Below are 16,726 nucleotides of genomic sequence, written 5' to 3' on the forward strand. Positions count from 1 at the left end.
TCCGCCGCTTGCGCTGGGGGTTGATGATGGAGGGCTTTGCACGCTCCTTCTTAGTCATAGAGGTGATCATGGCTTCGATGCGGCTGAACTGCTTTTCGTCCACATCCATATCCTTGACCTTATCCCCCACGCCGGGGAGCATGGAAATAATGCTCTTGAGAGAGCCCATCTTCCGGATCTGCTTGAGCTGATCCAGCAGGTCGTTCATATCAAAGGAATGCTCCTGGAGCTTTTTGGTCAGCTTCTCGGCATCGCTCTTGCTCATTACCGCTTCCGCTTTTTCCACCAGGGTCAGCACATCCCCCATGCCCAGGATCCGGGAAGCCATACGCTCCGGATGGAAACGCTCGAACTCGTCCAGCTTTTCGCCCATACCCACGAATTTGATGGGCTTGCCGGTCACAGCCAGCACGGACAGCGCCGCACCGCCTCTTGTATCGGAATCCAGCTTGGACATGAGCACGCTGTCGATGCCCAGCGCCTCGTCAAATGCCTTTGCCACGTTGACTGCGTCCTGACCGGTCATAGCGTCCACCACGAGCATGATCTCGTTGGGTTCCACCTTTGCCTTGATCTGCTTCAGCTCATCCATGAGCTTTTCGTCAATGTGGAGCCGGCCGGCAGTATCGAGAATGACCACATCGTGACCGTAATCCTTGGCATAGCGCATGGCTTGGGTGGAGATCACCACCGGGTCGATCTGTCCCATTTCAAAGACCTTGACCCCAGCCTTTTCTCCCACTACCATCAGCTGGTTGATCGCCGCCGGACGGTAGATATCGCAGGCAACCAGCAGGGGGCGATGCCCTTCCCGCTTTAAATATTTTGCAAGCTTTGCAGCGTGGGTGGTTTTACCGGAGCCCTGCAAGCCGCACATCATAATGACGCAGGGAGGCTTGGAGGGCATATTGATCCGGGCGTTGTCGTTGCCCATCAGAGCGATCAGCTCATCGTTGACGATCTTGACCACCTGCTGTGCCGGGGTCAGACTGGAGAGAACCTCCTCCCCCACGCAGCGCTGGGATACCTTGGCCACAAAATCCTTGACGACCTTATAGCTGACATCCGCCTCCAGCAGCGCCATCCGAACCTCCCGCATGGCGTCCTTGACGTCGCTCTCCGACAGCTTGCCGCGGGATTTGAGCTTTTTAAAGACGTGGTTGAGCTTTTCGGACAGACCTTCAAATGCCATAGTCCCGCCTCATTTCTTTCTAAGTGTATTGATTCGTTTATTCGATCAGTGCCCGGCACTGTGCCGCACAATCTGCAAGCGCCAAAAGCTGCTCCGGGGGGATGCATCCGCCCAGGGTGCCGATCCGGTGCTGTAATTCCTCCAGCTTTTCCACACAGGCGGTATGCTGTGCGGCAAAGCCCAGCTTTGCTTCATACTCCGTCAGCAGCGCCTCGCCACGCTTCACAGCGTCCCGCACTGCCTGCCGGGAAACCCCGGCATCCTCTGCGATCTCCCCCAGGGAAAGATCCTCACAGTAGTAAAGCTCCATGTATGCCGCCTGCCGTTCCGTCAGCAGGGAGCCGTAGCAGTCCAGCAGCAGCGCAAACCGCAGATCCTTTGCCATGTGCAGCGCCGCCCCCTTTCTGTAGCATGGGTGTAAAGCTGTTTTCCTTTACACAGTATACCGGATTTCCGGGCTTTTGTCAATCCCGCCAAAGCAACTCCGTCGAAATAGACAGCTCAATCGTTTGAATTTTGCCTCGTTTGTGCATTATGTACATAATTTTCTGTCGAAAACGCCCGTGCGCACATTTTAACGCTGCAAATTTTGTATAAATATCCTATTGCAAAGCCATGCTGATAAGCGTATAATAAAAACAGCGTGGATTCCACAGCTGCCCCGACTGCCGGCGCAGGGGGTGTGCTGCCCACAATGACCTGATTTCAGGCGCCGGAGAACGGAGCAACACATGACCAACTACAAAGACCCGAACTATCTCAAGCAGGAGCTGCTGAGCCGGCTCCGGACACAGTTCAACGTTACACCCAGCGAAGCATCCGACAAGCAGGTATATCAGGCGCTGTCCGCCATGATCGTGGAGATCCTGCGGGAAAAGCGCCAGTCCTTTATTAATAAATGTCACTCCAACGGCCGCAAGCAGATCTACTACCTGTCTATGGAGTTTCTGATGGGCAGATCCTTGAAGACCAGCCTGTACAACCTGGAGCTGGTGGAGGATATCAGCAAGATCCTGGGCGAGTACGACATCAACCTGGACAAGATCTATGAATACGAGCCGGACGCAGGGCTTGGCAACGGCGGTCTGGGCAGACTGGCTGCCTGCTACATGGACGCTCTGGCAACCCAGGCGTACCCGGCAATGGGCTACTCCATCTGCTACGAGTACGGCATCTTCAAGCAGCACCTGGAAAACGGCTGGCAGACCGAGCTGCCGGACAACTGGCTGCCCGGCGGCTCCGTATGGCTGGATCCCCGGCCGGAGCTTTCCATCGATGTACACTTCGAGGGGGATTTACAGGAATACTGGGATAAGCAGTACCACTACATTTCCCATGTGAACTACAGCACCGTCTGTGCCATTCCCTATGATATGTATGTATCCGGCTACGGCAGCGAGGGAGTTTCCGTGCTGCGGCTCTGGTCGGCAAAGGCGCCCAACTTTGATATGGCAAGCTTCAACAAAGGGGATTACGAAAAGGCGCTTGCCGGCAACTCCGTTGCCAACGCCATCTCCAAGGTGCTGTACCCCAACGACAACCATCTGGAGGGCAAGTCCCTGCGTCTGCGGCAGCAGTACTTCCTGTGCGCTGCATCCGTGGGGGATATCGTCAACAACCACATGAGCGTATACGGCACTCTGGATAACTTCCACGAAAAGGTTGCCATCCACATCAACGACACCCACCCCACCCTGGCGATCCCGGAGCTGATGCGGATCCTGCTGGACGACTGTGGCTATACCTGGGAAAAGGCATGGCACATTGTTACCAACACCTTCGCCTACACCAACCACACCGTCATGGCGGAAGCCCTGGAAAAGTGGGACGTGAACCTGGTGCGCCATATCATTCCCCGGATCTTCTCCATCATCGTGGAGATCAACAACCGGTACTGCGCACAGCTGATGGAGCGGAACGGCGGCGACAGCGCCAAGACCACCAGCATGTCCATCATCAAGGACAATCAGATCCATATGGCGACCCTGTGCGTGGTAGCATCCCACAGCGTCAACGGGGTTTCCAAGCTCCACTCCGAGATCATCAAGCAGTCCGTATTCAAGGATGAGTATGCTGACTCTCCCATGAAGTTCAAGAATGTGACCAACGGCATCGCATACCGCCGGTGGCTGTACCAGTCCAACCCGGGACTCACCGCCCTGCTGCGCGAAAAGATCGGCTCCGGCTTCCTGAAGGACGGCAGCGAGCTGAAAAAGCTCAGCGTGTTCGCCAACGATGACGCTGTTCTGGAGCAGCTGCGGAAGATCAAGCGGGAGAACAAGGAGCGGTTCTGCAAGTATGTGATGCAGAACAGCAAGTTCGCCATCGATCCGGACACCATCTTTGACGTACAGGTAAAGCGGCTCCACGAATACAAGCGGCAGCACCTGAACGTGATGAATATTCTGGCAGACTACAATATGCTGCTGGAAAATCCGGATATGGACTTTACCCCCAAGACCTATATCTTTGCAGCAAAGGCTGCACCGGGCTACTACCTGGCAAAGCAGATCATCAAAATGATCTGGGCAATTTCCGAGGAGATCCGCAAGAACCCCAAGATCTCCAAGAAGCTGTCCGTGTACTTCCTGGAGGATTACCGGGTGACCCTGTCCGAGCTGCTGATGCCCGCCAGCGATATTTCCGAGCAGATCTCCCTGGCAGGCACGGAGGCATCCGGCACCGGCAACATGAAGCTGATGCTCAACGGCGCCATTACCTTGGGCACCCTGGACGGAGCAAACGTGGAGATCCGGGATGTGGTGGGCGACGAGAACATCATCATCTTCGGCATGAAGACCGAGGAGGTCAATGCGCTGAAGGCAGCCGGCTACCGACCGGAGGATTACTACAACAACAACGAAGTGATCCGTGCCTGCATCAACCGGATGTACAAGGGCATCAACGGCTGCGTATTCAACGACGTGGCGGATTCCCTGAAAAACTCGGATCCGTATATGGTACTGGCGGACTTCGACAGCTACCGTGCCGCACAGCAGCGTTCCTCCCAGTTGTACCAGGATACCCGGAAGTGGACCCAGATGTCCCTGGCGAATATTGCCAACGCCGGCGTATTCTCCGCAGACCGGGCAGTCAACGAATACGCAAAGGAAATCTGGGGACTTTAGGCAACACCGCACAAAGAATGTGTGGTAGATGTGCCAACAGTTTTTCGTCAGATTGCATAGAAACGACGCAGGAATACTGGCGTATTGCAAGGAGTTTCTGTGTGATATGACGGAAAATTCGTCAGCAGATGCTGCGCATAGCCGACAGGCGGGCTTTGTGCGGTGTCGTCATTCAGCATTATTATAGCAGAGGAAAACGGCTCCGTCAACCCAAAATACCGTGCAGGGCGTCTCTCTGCTCGGTATTTTTTTGCAAATTTCAGCCCGCTTAGCTGGGCAATAAACTACCAAAACAATGCAATATCCTCAATTGAAATTGTACTATTATTCCGTTATAATACTAATTGTATTCTGCAAATGACGAACAGCAGAATGTACAGTATTCATTGTGCTGTCTTCCGTACCCGGAAGTACAACCCGATTGTTTTCGCAACATCACGTTTTTCTACATGCTTGTGTTGCATAGTGCAATGACTGTGGAGCCTGAACCGTCAGGATTACTCCCCGAAAAATGCGGACAAATATGAAAAGCCTGTAATATTTGAACTGAAGCGCATTTTTCTGATCCTGCGACCCGAGGCTATGCGTACCACAGCAAGCTGTCAATAAGGCGCTGCATCGGAAACAGCTGCCTGTTCGTTGCGCCGGAGCTTGAGATGATTTGATTTTTTGAGAGGGGATCAGATCGGGCAAAGCCTGCGGCAATCATAACACTCCATTTTTATACGGCTCGAGGACAGATTTTCTGTCCTCATTTTTTTGCCCGTTTTTTCCGCAACTTTCACACCCCGTACACAAAAGCTGTTGCATTCAACGGGGATTTGTGCTATACTATAGGCAATACCGCTCGGACGAAAATTTGGCTGTACAGCAGGAAAAACCGCCGGTTTTCCTGTCTGCGGCTGTATAAAAGGCGGCGCTGCATGTGCTGCCGAAGGAAAGGAACGGACTATGAAACTCAAACAAACCATTGCCGCCCTGGCAGGCGCAGCGCTGCTGGCTGCCATGCCCATGAGCGCATACACATACACCGCCTTTGCAGAGACGGATGCCTTTTACACCGGCTCGGATGCCTCCGGTCAGGTGGAAACCTTCACCAGCGGCGACTATACCTACAGTCTGCTGACCGGGAAGGAGGATGCCAGCCAGCAGGCCGCCTGCCTGGAAAGCTGCACCTCCACGGAGGAGAACCTGGTGATCCCGGAAACCATTGACGGCTATGAGGTGGTGGCACTGGGGGACAATACCTTCATGGACAACACCACCGCCAAAACCATCACCATTCCCAGCACCGTCATCGGCACCGGTCTGTACACCTTCTTCGGCTGCACCGGCGTCACCGAATATATCGTAGATCCGGACAATGAATACTACGAAGCAGTGGACGGGATCCTCTATGCGGAGGATCAGACCTATCTGGTTCAGTATCCCATCGGCAAAAATCCCACGGAATTCACCGTGCCGGACAAGGTATACGACATTGGCAACAGCGCCTTTGCCGAGTGCAAATCCCTGAAAACCGTCACCATTCCCGACAGCGTCAAGCAGATCGGCGTGTGGGCGTTTGCAGGCTGTACCGCTCTGACCTCCGTGACCCTGCCCAGCACCATGACCAAGATCGAGGACTTCTGCTTTGCCTATGACACTGCCATTACAGAGTTCAACATTCCCGACACCATTCAGACCATCTGTGCCGGTGCCTTTGCCGGCTGCAAGGGCATGACCGCCTTCAAGATCCCCACCGCATGCACCACCATCGAGCAGGCGGCGTTCGCCGGTACCTCCCTGGAGAGCATCACCGTACCGGAAACCGTTACGGAGATCGGCTTCTCCGCCCTGGGATATGACCTGGACGAAAACAACCAGTTCGTTGCCAACCCGGACTTCACCATTTATTCCACCGCAGGCTCCGCCGCTGCCCGGTACAGCATCGACTCTGAAAATGACAACCATTTCACCTTTGTACAGATCTCCAAGGAGCAGACCACCGGAGATGCCACCACCCGCCCCAATATCGAGGGGGTACCCGTGAACAATCACACCATCAGCCAGGAGGATGCCCGGGTCTTCACCGTCATCAAGGCAGTGATCCTGGCGCTCATCGGCGTTGCCATCGTGGCGCTGACCGTGGTGGGCGTGGTGCTCTCCAAGAGAAAGCATGCCGCTTCGGATGCTTCTCTGCCCGGGGCAGATGCACCGGCTGAACCGGAAAAGGACGACGACAAGGAGGAGCAGGCATGAAGGGAACAAAGCTGATCTGCGCTGCCCTGTCCGGCATGCTGCTGGCTGCACTGGCTGTACCGTGCAGTGCGGATGAAACGCACGCCGCCGAAACCTATGAGGGGGACGGCTTTACCCTGTCCTACCAGCTGGAGGATGCAGGAGCCGCCGTTGTGGGATGCTCCTCGGATGCGGTGAACGTGACTGTGCCCGACACCTTAGGGGGCAAGCCGGTCACTTCCGTGGAGGAGAGCGCATTCAATAGCTGCGGTGCCATTGAAACCGTGACCCTGCCGGATTCTGTGACCCTCATCGGGGACGGGGCATTTTTCGGCTGTACCACTCTGAAAAGCGTTACCCTGCCCAAGAGCCTGACCAAGATCGGCTACCAGGCATTCTACTACTGTGCCGATCTGGAGTCCATCAACCTGCCGGAATCCATGCAGAGCATCGGGGACCAGGCGTTTCTCGCCTGTCTCAAGCTCACCACCGTGACCCTGCCCGCCTCTCTGACCTCTCTGGGAGATTATGTGTTTGAGGGCTGTGAGGGGCTGACGGAGATCCGGGTAGATCCGGAAAATCAGATCTACTGCGACCTGGATGGCGTCCTGTTCAATGAGGATATGACCCAGCTCATCAAATATCCGGATCAGCACGCCGGAGACAGCTACACCCTGCCGGACAGCACCACTGCCATTGCCAATTGGTCGTTTACGGGTGCCAAGAATCTGGTAAGCCTGGATCTGAACAAGGCGACGGAAATCGGCAAGGATGCCTTCTACATCTGCACCGCCCTGGAGCAGATCACCATCCCGGAGGGGGTCACCGTCCTGCCCGGAACCACCTTCGGAGGCTGCATCGCCCTCAAACAGGTTCAGCTGCCGGATTCTCTGACAGAGCTGGGAGATTACTGCTTTGTGAACTGCCCGGAGCTGAAGGATATTACCATTCCCGGCTCTGTATCCACCATCGGGAACTACGCACTGGGCTTTACCCTGGATACGGAAACCAAAACCACTGCCAAGGTTGACGGCTTCACCATCCACACCCGGGTGGGTACCGCCGCTGCAAGCTATGCCAAGGAAAACGACATCCACTATGAAAAGCAGGGCGCAAAAACCGGCTTGGTTCTGGTGATCGCCGGCGGCGTGCTGCTGCTGGCAGGGGCTGTGATCCTGGCGATCCGGCTGCGGGGCGACAAACAAAACAATGCCCCGGAAGCCGCAACGGATGCCGCCAAGGAACAGGAAACGCCGGACGCACCGGAGAAGGAGTAACAGATGAATCGATTCAAACGATTGCTTGCCGCTGCCTGCGCCGGAATGCTGACCCTGTGCGCACTGCCAGGTATGGGTTCCTGGGCGGAGGATGCCGCAGAGGACAGCTTTAGCGATGCGGTGCTGACCTATACCAAGCTGGGGGACGGCAAGGTTTCCGTCACCGCCTGCGACACCAATACCGCCACGCTGCACGTACCGGCGGAGATCAACGGCTTTGCAGTAACGGAAATCGGGAACGAGGCGTTCAGCAACTGCACCGCCCTGACAGAGATCGTGCTGCCGGATTCCATCGAAACCATCGGGGAGGCGGCATTCTACAACTGCTCCAGTCTGACCAGTGTGCTTCTGCCCTCCGAGCTGAAGGCACTGCCCACCGCCCTGTTCTGCAACTGCTCCAAGCTGGAACAGGTGCGCATTCCGGAGACCGTCACCGATGTGGGGGACTTCGCCTTTGCTTATTGCACGGATCTTGCCAGCCTGGAGCTGCCGGACGGGATCACCTACATCGGCAGCTATGCCTTCCAGTACTGCATGCGGCTGACGGAGCTGACCATTCCGGCACAGACCAAGGAGATCGGAAACCTGGCGTTTGTGGCATGCAGCGATCTGAAAACCCTGCGGATCCCGGCAGCTACCATGTCCATCGGGCACCTGTCCTTTGTGGGATGCAGCAGCCTGGAGAACATCGAGATCGCAGCGGACAACCCTGCATTCATCTTCCGGGACGGTATGCTCCTGTCCTCCACCAAGACCCAGCTGTATTTGTATTTGACGACCAACCAGGCAAATACCTTTACGGTGCCGGATACCATCACCACCATCTGCTATTATGCCTTTTCCGGCAACGGCTATTTGACCTCTGTGGAGATCCCGGACTCGGTGCTGGAGATCCAGGACGGCGCATTCTCCGGCTGCTCCTCCCTCAACAGCATCCGGTTGCCAAAACGGATCTCCTCCATTCCAGCCAGCATGTTCTCCGACTGTACCTCCCTGACCAGCTTTGAGATCCCCAAAACCGTTACCACCGTGGGGGAGTACGCCTTTTTCTGCTGCGATAAGCTGACAGGCATGTTCGTGCCGGATACGGTGGTACAGATCGGCGACAAGGCCTTTGGCTATACGGCGGACGAGCAGGGCAACGAAATCCTGCTCAACGGCTACACCCTGACCTGTTCCTCCAAGTCTGCGGCGTACACCTATGCCTCGGAAAACGGCATCAAGGCGGCTACCACGGACTTTGTGGTAAACTGGGTACTGGTCAGCTGCGTCATCGGGGGCATTCTGCTGATCGCCCTGGTGCTGATGATTCTTGGAATCCGCAAGAAAAAGCAGCTTGCCGCAGCACAGACGGCTGACGCACCGGAGGCAGCTCAGCCGGAGCCTCAGGAGACCGATCCCAACTATCAGAGCATCCTGGAGAAGAATTCAAACGACGATTGATCCAATACCGCACAAGACATACCCTGGGCAACACCGCACAAAGCCAACCTGGTGGCTTTGCACAGCATCTACTGCACAATCTTTGTACGGTATTGCCCCTGTTTTGTGCGGCATTGCTGTTTTGGGGGGCATTATGAAAACAACGAAAAAGCGGCGCAGTTCCAATACGCCATCCCTTCGCTATGACCTGTTTCCCCGGGGACTGGCAGCCTTTCTGGTGCTGGCATGCGCCATTATCTTTTACTTCCTGCTGTTGAATTTCGACCAGGTGCAGAGTTTTTTTGAGGATGTGTTCAGAGCCATCGCCCCGGTGTTCACCGGGCTGCTCTTCGCCTATCTGCTGAATCCGGCGGTGGTGATGCTGGAAAAGCATCTGGCAAAGCCCTTGAACCGCCGCTTCAAAAATTCCTCCAAGGGGAAAAAAACCGCCCGGATCATCAGCACCTTTGTGACCGTGATCGCCGTGGTATGCCTGATCGTGCTGCTGTTCGTGCTGGTGGTGCCGGAGGTTGCCGGCAGTATCACCGCCATCGCCGGGGAGCTTCCCAACGATCTGGGGGAGTTCACCGATACCGTCAACCAGAAGGTACAGAACAACAGCCGGCTCAGCGCCCTGTACAGCCTGGTATCCAACTACCTGGCAGAGCCGCTGGAAAACTGGGCAAACAGCGGCATTCTCAACAACGCCAGCGTCTGGGTGGGCTACCTTGCCTCCGGCATCATGGGGGCGTTCAACCTGGTGTACAACCTGTGCGTGGGTCTGATTATCTGCTTTTACCTGCTCATCGGCAAGGAGCGGTTCATGCGCCAGGGGGGCAAAATACTGTATGTGCTGCTGAAGCCCAACCGGGCGGATTGGATCCTCCACCGGCTCAACGGCGCAAACCGCACCTTCAGCAGTGCCATTCTGGGAAAGATCCTGGACTCCATCATCATCGGCATGTTATGCTTCATCGGCGTGGTGATCCTGCATACCCCCTACCCTGCCCTGATCGCCGTGATCGTAGGTGTCACCAACGTGATCCCCTTCTTCGGGCCCTTCATCGGCGCCATTCCCAGCACTCTGCTGGTGCTGATGCACGATCCGGTCAAGGCACTGTATTTCGTGATTTTCATCGTGGTTTTGCAGCAGTTTGACTGCAATATCCTGGATCCCAAGATCGTGGGAGGCTCCATCGGGCTGCCTGCCTTCTGGTCCCTGTTTGCCTGCCTGCTGGGAGGGGGACTGTTCGGTCTGGTAGGATTGCTGCTGGGCGTTCCCACCTTTGCAGTGCTGTATAACCTATGCAAGGAGCTGATCGACGAGCGGCTCCGGTTCAGCAAGCTGCCGCCGGAGACCCTGGACAAGCTGGGCATCAAGCCGGAGCTGAATCCCAATGCACCCAGCTTTTTCGATCCGGATGAGTTTGACGAGGAACAGGCGGTGGTGGAAATGCCCCTGTCGGAGGTGCCGGAAACCACGGAGCTTCCCCAAAAAATAGAATAAAAATTTGCGTCCGCATGCAATATGCGGACGCTTTTTTTGCAATGCATACATATTCCACGCACTCCGTGCAACAATAACTCATATTGTAGAAGCTTCTGCAATAGAGTCCGGGCAACACCGCACAGCGCCATGGCTGGCGGCGGCACATGACCCTGTGCGGTGTTGCCCTTGTATGAGGAGAGAGAACCCATGAAAAAAATCGCTGCACTTTCAGCGGCACTGGTTCTGACTGCTGTGGGCTTTACCGGCTGCGGCAATGACAACAAGTCGTCCTCCGGCGCTGCCACCGAGGGCACAACCCAGCCCGCAACCACCCAGACGGTCACCACGGAGGCTGCCACAGAAGCTGCCACCACCGCCACCGAGACCCAGCCTGCTGCCACCTCCACCGGGGACGGCTTTGACAGCGTGGTGGACGATCTGGAAAGCACCGGAAAGGACATTGTTACCGGCGCCGGGGATGCGGTCAAGGACGCCAAGGACATGATTACAAACCCCTAACAAAAAACGGTATCCGGAACACCGGATACCGTTTTTCTATGTTATCGCTGCGCAGGATCAGCCCATGATGACTTCTACTGCGTGGTGCTTGCCGTCGCCGAATGCGGGCAGCACGTTGCCTTCGATGGCATTGCCGTCTACGGTAACGGACTTCACGCCCTTGCAAACATGATCCGGGTTCTTGACGGTGATGTCATAGGTAGCGCCCCGGAACTGACGGGTTGCGGTCATGCCGTCCCATGCATGGGGAACGGAAGGATCGATCTTCAGACCGTCCCAATCCGGGCTGATGCCCAGGATGTACTGGGAGATGGCAACCATGTTCCATGCAGCAGTACCGGTGAGCCAGGAGTTCTTGCCCTGACCGAAGTGGTTGCCGGGCTTGCCGATGTCTGCACCGGCATCCTTGCCGCCGATCATCTGACCGTAAACGTAGGGCTCGGTCTTATGGATGTCGGAAGTCTCCTCGGTGAATGCAGGAGCGATCTTGCTGTAGTACTCAAATGCCTTGTCCCCTCTGCCGGCGTAAGCCTCTGCGCAGATGATCCATGCATTGTTGTGGGTGAAGATGCCGGCGTTCTCCTTGTAGCCACCCGGATAGGTGGAGATCTCACCGTACTGGATGTAGTACCTGGTGTATGCCGGATTGTTCAGCACCAGACCAAAGTCGGTGTTCAGATACTTGTCGATGGCGTCCAGGGTCTTGATATCAGCGCCCTGATCCTTGCCGATCTCGGACATGACTGCGAAGCCCTGGGGCTCGATGAAGATCTTGCCCTCCTCGCACTCCTTGGAGCCCATCTTGGCGCCGGTGGAGTCGTATGCACGCAGGAACCAGTCCCCGTCAAAGGCATGCGCCATGACGTTCTGCTTCATCTTGTCGATCTCAGCCTGTGCAGCGGCAGCCTCGTCCTCCTTGCCCAGATGCTTCAGAATGGCAACGTAGTTGGGGCCGGTGTAGGTGAACAGGGTGGCAACCATCACGGACTCAGCCACCTTGGAGTAGCCGCCCTCTGCTGCAAACTTGGGGTTGGTGTAGGTCTGGAAGCTCTCGCCCGGTGTGTCGGAATAGCAGGACAGGTTGATGCAGTCGTTCCAGTCCGCACGCATTGCCAGAGGCAGACCGTGGGGGCCAAGGTTGTTGACTACCTTGTAGAAGGAAACCTTCAGGTGATCCAGCATGGGCTTTGCCTTGGAGTCGTCATTGTCATAGGGCACCATTTCGTCCAGAATGCCCCAGTCGCCGGTTTCCTTGATGTATGCGGAAACGGACAGGATCATCCACAGGGGATCGTCAGAGAAGTCGCCGCCGATGTCGGAGTTGCCCTTCTTGGTCAAAGGCTGATACTGGTGGTAGCAGCCGCCGTCGGGCAGCTGGGTGGAAGCGATGTCAATGATTCTCTGTCTTGCACGATCCGGGATCTGGTGTACAAAGCCCAGAATATCCTGGTTGGAGTCACGGAAGCCCATGCCTCTGCCGATGCCGCTCTCAAAGTAGGATGCGGAACGGGACAGGTTAAAGGTCACCATGCACTGATACTGGTTCCAGATGTTCACCATCCGGTTTACCTTGTCGTCGGGAGTATCCACGTTCAGGATGCCCAGCAGAGAATCCCAGGCAGCCTTCAGCTCAGCCAGACCTGCTGCAACCTTCTCCGGGGTGTTGTACTGCTCCATCATCTGGAGTGCCTTCACCTTGTTGATGGTCTTGCCGTCCGCCTCGAACTTCTGGTCAACGGGCATTTCCACATAACCCAGGATGAATACCAGGGTCTTGCTTTCGCCGGGCGCCAGGGTGATCTCCTTGTAGTGGGAAGCGATGGGAGACCAGCCGTCTGCGAAGGAGTCGGTTGCCTTGCCGTCAATGACAGCCTGGGGATTGTGGAAGCCGTTGTACAAACCGATGAATGCGTCCCGGTCGGTATCGTAGCCGTCGATGGTATCGTTGACGGTGTAGAATGCAAAGTGGTCACGTCTGTCTCTGTATTCGGTCTTGTGGTAGATGGTGGAGCCAACTACCTCTACACGGCCGGTGGAGAAGTTTCTCTGGAAATTGGTGCAGTCGTCCTGTGCATCCCACAGGCACCATTCTGCAAAGGAGAACAGCTTGAAGGTCTTGGATGCGCTGCCCTCATTGGTCAGCACCAGCTGCTGCACCTCGCCGGCATAGTTCTGGGGAACGAAGAAGGTAGCCTGTGCCTTCAGGTCGTTCTTCTTGCCGGTGATGATGGTGTAGCCCATACCGTGGCGGCACTCGTAGCTGTCCAGCTCGGTCTTCACCGGAGACCAGCCCGGGTTCCAGATGGTGCCGTTGTCGTTGATGTAGAAATATCTGCCGCCCATATCGATGGGGACATTGTTGTAGCGGTAACGGGTGATCCGGCGCAGACGGGCGTCCTTGTAGAAGCTGTAGCCGCCGGCGGTGTTGGAGATCAGAGAGAAGAACTCCTGTGTGCCCAGGTAGTTGATCCAGGGGTAGGGGGTTCTGGGGGAAGTGATGACGTATTCTTTGTTGGCATCGTCAAAAAATCCAAATTTCATCGATCAATACTCCTTCTGTACTAGTTTTGTCAAAAGCCGCACATTTCCTGCACGGTAGATATAATTAGTATACCATAAAGCCGGACAAAGCACAAGGGTATCCACGTAGAAAATTTCCCGGTTCTCTCGTGAATGTTCCACAAAGCACCAGTACCTTCGGCAGCATACCACAGGGCTTTTGCGTGTCGCCCTTACTTTGCCCGGCGCAGCCGCTCCTTCATCCGCTCCCGCAGCTGCTCTCCCAGCTGGGGGAATGCCCGGCGCATACGCCGTGTCCAGAATGTGCGCTCCTCCATGATAGTCCGGTACCGGTCGGTAAGCTGTGCCGCCTTTTCCTTCAGCTCGTCCAGCTCCACCCCGGTCAGCTCCCGGCGCAGCGCCAGCTCCTGCTTGGACTTTTCCGTCCGCTCCATGGCACCCATGACCCCGTCGGACAGGTTCTCCCCCACTGCGTCGGAAATATTGTGCAGCTCTCTTGCGATCCGGCTCATAACACGCATGTTGCTGCGGATGTGCAGGATCCCGGCTACGGTAATGGCAAGATCCGCCGCAAATGCCCCGGAAAAGACCCACACCAGGGTCAGCCCCAGCCAGTGGGGCAGCCAGTGTACCAGACCCATCACCGCCGGATGCACCACCCGCATCACAAGCACGCAGGCAATGCCCCACAGCAGGGAGAATTTGGCGCAGATATAGCCACCCAGCTGAAAGTGCTCATTGGAGTAATCCCACCAATGGGCGTGGAAAATCTTTTCCAGCAGGAAGCCGGTCACCAGCTCCAGCACCGTGGTCAGCACGACGGAGCCGAAAAACAAGGGGATCAGACTGCCGGACACGGGGGACAGGCACAGCACCACGATCAGCACCCCAAAGCCGTAAATGGGGCAGTAGGGACCGTTGAGAAAGCCACGGTTGACGAATTTGCCGGAATTGACGGTGGCATAGATCACCTCCACGCACCAGCCCAGGATGGCGTAAATAAAAAAGCAAAGTACAGCCTCGTACATGGTCAGCATGACAAAATCTCCTCCAGTTTGACAAGCATCAGAAAAAGAAAGGGCGCAGAGTATGGGTTAATTACTCTGCGCCGGATATCTCATAAGGTGCCGGGGATCAGCCGTTGAGCTTCTTTGCCAGCTGTGCCTTCTTGCGTGCTGCGTTGTTCTTGTGCAGCAGACCCTTTGCACATGCCTGATCCACCCGCTTGATTGCTGCCTTGATTGCCTCTTCCTTGTTTGCACCGGATTCAGCAGCCAGGTTCGCCTTCTTCAAAACTGTCTTCAGCTCGGACTTGCGTGCCTTGTTTGCAGCAGCCTTGACCTTGTTTACCTTGACTCTCTTCATTGCGGACTTGATATTTGCCATTCTTTCCACCTCCTTGAACCTGCGGCTCACGCTGTGTATAACCACACGGAAACCGCATACAGTAAAGACAGTACCCACCTTTCGGCGTTGACACAGCCGCTGTCTTTGGCATGGCTGTAATGACTCAGCCATATAAGCTAAATCTTATTTTATCATTCCGGGGCGCAAATTGCAATAGGCAATTTCAAAATAATCTCACAATTTTTTGTGTTGAATTCTGTGCAACTGCACAACCCGGAGAAAGGAGCGTTTATGAACATCCGGACAGACCTTGCTCTGGAGGGGGTGGATGCGGAACAGATCCGGGAGGGCATCACCCGTACCACCCGGGGCAGCGCCTTTTCCATCACCGAGATCCGCATCCAGGAGGACAGGCACGGCGCCCCCATCGGCAAGAAGAAGGGCAGATACATCACCCTGGAGGCAGGGGCGCTGAGCCGGTTTTCCGACCGGTATGAGGATATGGCGCAGGAGCTTGCGAAGGAGCTGCGGCAGTTCCTTCCACCGGGGCATGTGCTGGTGGTAGGACTTGGAAACAGTCAGATCACCCCGGATGCCCTGGGGCCACAGGCGGCAAACCAGGTGCTTGCCACCCGGCATCTGAAAACCGAGCTGGGCGAAGAGGATCCCTTCCTGGCAGGGCTGCGTCCGGTCAGCGTGCTGGCAGGGGGCGTGCTGGGGCAGACCGGCATCGAAAGCGCAGAGCTGGTGCAGGCGCTGCAGGGGCGCCTGTGTCCGGCAGCCATCATTGCAGTGGACGCCCTTGCATGCTCCGAGCTGAACCGGCTGGGCACCACCATCCAGATCTCCGACGCAGGAATATCTCCCGGCAGCGGGGTGCAGAATAAGCGTAAAGAGCTTTCCGCCGGAACCCTGGGGATCCCGGTGCTGGCGGTGGGGGTTCCTACGGTGGTGGATATGGGCACCATTGTGGAAAGCCTCACCGGAGCGCCTCCGAAGCAGGAAGCCCCCAATATGATGGTGACCCCACGGGACATTGACAAGCTGACCCAAAGAGCCGCCGGACTCATCGCCTGCGGCATCAATCTGGCACTGCATCCCCAACTGAGCATAGAGGATGTGGAGTGCCTGATGGCATAAGGAGGATATGCATATGAAACTCACACCCCAGACCTATCAGAAGATGGCGGAGCAGGCATCGCCTCCCACCAAAAGCTGGATCACCATTCCCAGCGCCTTTCTCATCGGGGGCGGCATCTGCACCCTGGGGGAGGTGTTCCTGAACCTGTTCACCCGCATGGGGGCAGAAAAGGAGGCGGCAAGCGCCTGGGCATCCATCTGCCTGATCTTCCTCAGTGCCCTGTTCACCGGGCTGGGCTTGTACGAAAAGCTGGCAAAATTCGCCGGTGCCGGCACCCTGGTGCCCATTACGGGCTTTGCCAACGCCATGGTATCCCCGGCGCTGGAGTCCAGGACCGAGGGCTTCGTGCTGGGGGTGGGGGCAAAGCTGTTCACCATCGCCGGGCCGGTGATCCTGTACGGCTGCACCGCCTCGGTGCTGTACGGCATCATCTATTATTTCATCCGATAAAAGCAGCCGGGCATCTGCCCG

The 16,726-nt window shown here is 56.3% G+C and carries 13 protein-coding genes; 8 read left to right on the forward strand and 5 right to left on the reverse strand.

Annotation, left to right across the window (positions count from 1 at the left end; all coding sequences use genetic code 11):
* Nucleotides 1–1,192: signal recognition particle protein (gene ffh / locus QVO51_RS05440; RefSeq protein ID WP_288167894.1), on the reverse strand; the 1,192-nt coding region annotated here is incomplete at its 3' end.
* Between the two features lie 37 nt (nucleotides 1,193–1,229).
* Complete coding sequence (ylxM, locus tag QVO51_RS05445) at nucleotides 1,230–1,577, reverse strand: YlxM family DNA-binding protein (RefSeq protein WP_022357543.1); 348 nt, start codon at nucleotides 1,575–1,577, stop codon at nucleotides 1,230–1,232.
* Between the two features lie 346 nt (nucleotides 1,578–1,923).
* Between ylxM and QVO51_RS05450 the strand changes: the two genes are divergently transcribed.
* The 6 genes from QVO51_RS05450 (at nucleotide 1,924) to QVO51_RS05475 (ending at nucleotide 11,247) form a co-directional block, all read left to right on the forward strand.
* Nucleotides 1,924–4,320, forward strand: a complete 2,397-nt coding sequence (locus QVO51_RS05450) for a glycogen/starch/alpha-glucan phosphorylase (RefSeq protein ID WP_022357544.1) — start codon at nucleotides 1,924–1,926, stop codon at nucleotides 4,318–4,320.
* A gap of 951 nt (nucleotides 4,321–5,271) precedes the next feature.
* Nucleotides 5,272–6,561, forward strand: coding sequence for a leucine-rich repeat domain-containing protein (locus tag QVO51_RS05455; protein ID WP_022357545.1), 1,290 nt, complete (start codon nucleotides 5,272–5,274; stop codon nucleotides 6,559–6,561).
* Entirely contained in the window at nucleotides 6,558–7,817 is a 1,260-nt protein-coding gene (locus QVO51_RS05460; protein ID WP_022357546.1) for a leucine-rich repeat domain-containing protein, read from the forward strand. The genes QVO51_RS05455 and QVO51_RS05460 overlap by 4 nt, the downstream gene beginning before the upstream one ends.
* Before the next feature lie 3 nt (nucleotides 7,818–7,820).
* Nucleotides 7,821–9,260, forward strand: a complete 1,440-nt coding sequence (locus QVO51_RS05465) for a leucine-rich repeat domain-containing protein (RefSeq protein ID WP_022357547.1) — start codon at nucleotides 7,821–7,823, stop codon at nucleotides 9,258–9,260.
* 133 nt (nucleotides 9,261–9,393) lie between these two features.
* Nucleotides 9,394–10,746: an AI-2E family transporter gene (locus QVO51_RS05470; RefSeq protein ID WP_022357548.1), complete on the forward strand. Its 1,353-nt coding sequence runs from the start codon at nucleotides 9,394–9,396 to the stop codon at nucleotides 10,744–10,746.
* Nucleotides 10,747–10,935: 189 nt separating this feature from the next.
* On the forward strand, nucleotides 10,936–11,247 hold the full coding sequence (locus tag QVO51_RS05475; RefSeq protein WP_022357549.1) for a hypothetical protein: 312 nt from the start codon (nucleotides 10,936–10,938) through the stop codon (nucleotides 11,245–11,247).
* Between the two features lie 57 nt (nucleotides 11,248–11,304).
* Here QVO51_RS05475 and QVO51_RS05480 read toward each other — a convergent pair whose 3' ends face one another.
* The 3 genes from QVO51_RS05480 to rpsT all read right to left on the reverse strand — a co-directional run bounded on the left by QVO51_RS05480 (nucleotide 11,305) and on the right by rpsT (nucleotide 15,153).
* Nucleotides 11,305–13,788 carry a GH36-type glycosyl hydrolase domain-containing protein gene (locus QVO51_RS05480; protein ID WP_022357550.1) on the reverse strand — a complete coding sequence of 828 codons (2,484 nt, stop codon included), beginning with the start codon at nucleotides 13,786–13,788 and terminating at the stop codon, nucleotides 11,305–11,307.
* 191 nt (nucleotides 13,789–13,979) lie between these two features.
* Nucleotides 13,980–14,804: a putative ABC transporter permease gene (locus tag QVO51_RS05485; protein WP_022357551.1), complete on the reverse strand. Its 825-nt coding sequence runs from the start codon at nucleotides 14,802–14,804 to the stop codon at nucleotides 13,980–13,982.
* 97 nt (nucleotides 14,805–14,901) lie between these two features.
* Nucleotides 14,902–15,153, reverse strand: coding sequence for a 30S ribosomal protein S20 (gene rpsT, locus QVO51_RS05490; RefSeq protein ID WP_022357552.1), 252 nt, complete (start codon nucleotides 15,151–15,153; stop codon nucleotides 14,902–14,904).
* A 252-nt stretch (nucleotides 15,154–15,405) separates the two neighbouring features.
* Between rpsT and gpr the strand changes: the two genes are divergently transcribed.
* Both gpr and spoVAC read left to right on the forward strand, forming a co-directional pair.
* A complete protein-coding gene (gpr, locus tag QVO51_RS05495; protein ID WP_022357553.1) occupies nucleotides 15,406–16,254 on the forward strand; it encodes a GPR endopeptidase in 849 nt (282 codons plus the stop codon).
* Between the two features lie 13 nt (nucleotides 16,255–16,267).
* A complete protein-coding gene (gene spoVAC / locus QVO51_RS05500) occupies nucleotides 16,268–16,705 on the forward strand; it encodes a stage V sporulation protein AC (RefSeq protein ID WP_022357554.1) in 438 nt (145 codons plus the stop codon).
* The last annotated feature ends 21 nt before the right edge of the window (nucleotides 16,706–16,726 follow it).

The sequence above is a fragment of the Ruminococcus sp. CAG:379 genome (assembly GCF_000434255.1).
GTDB classification, from domain to species: Bacteria; Bacillota; Clostridia; order Oscillospirales; family Ruminococcaceae; genus Ruminococcus_F; species Ruminococcus_F champanellensis.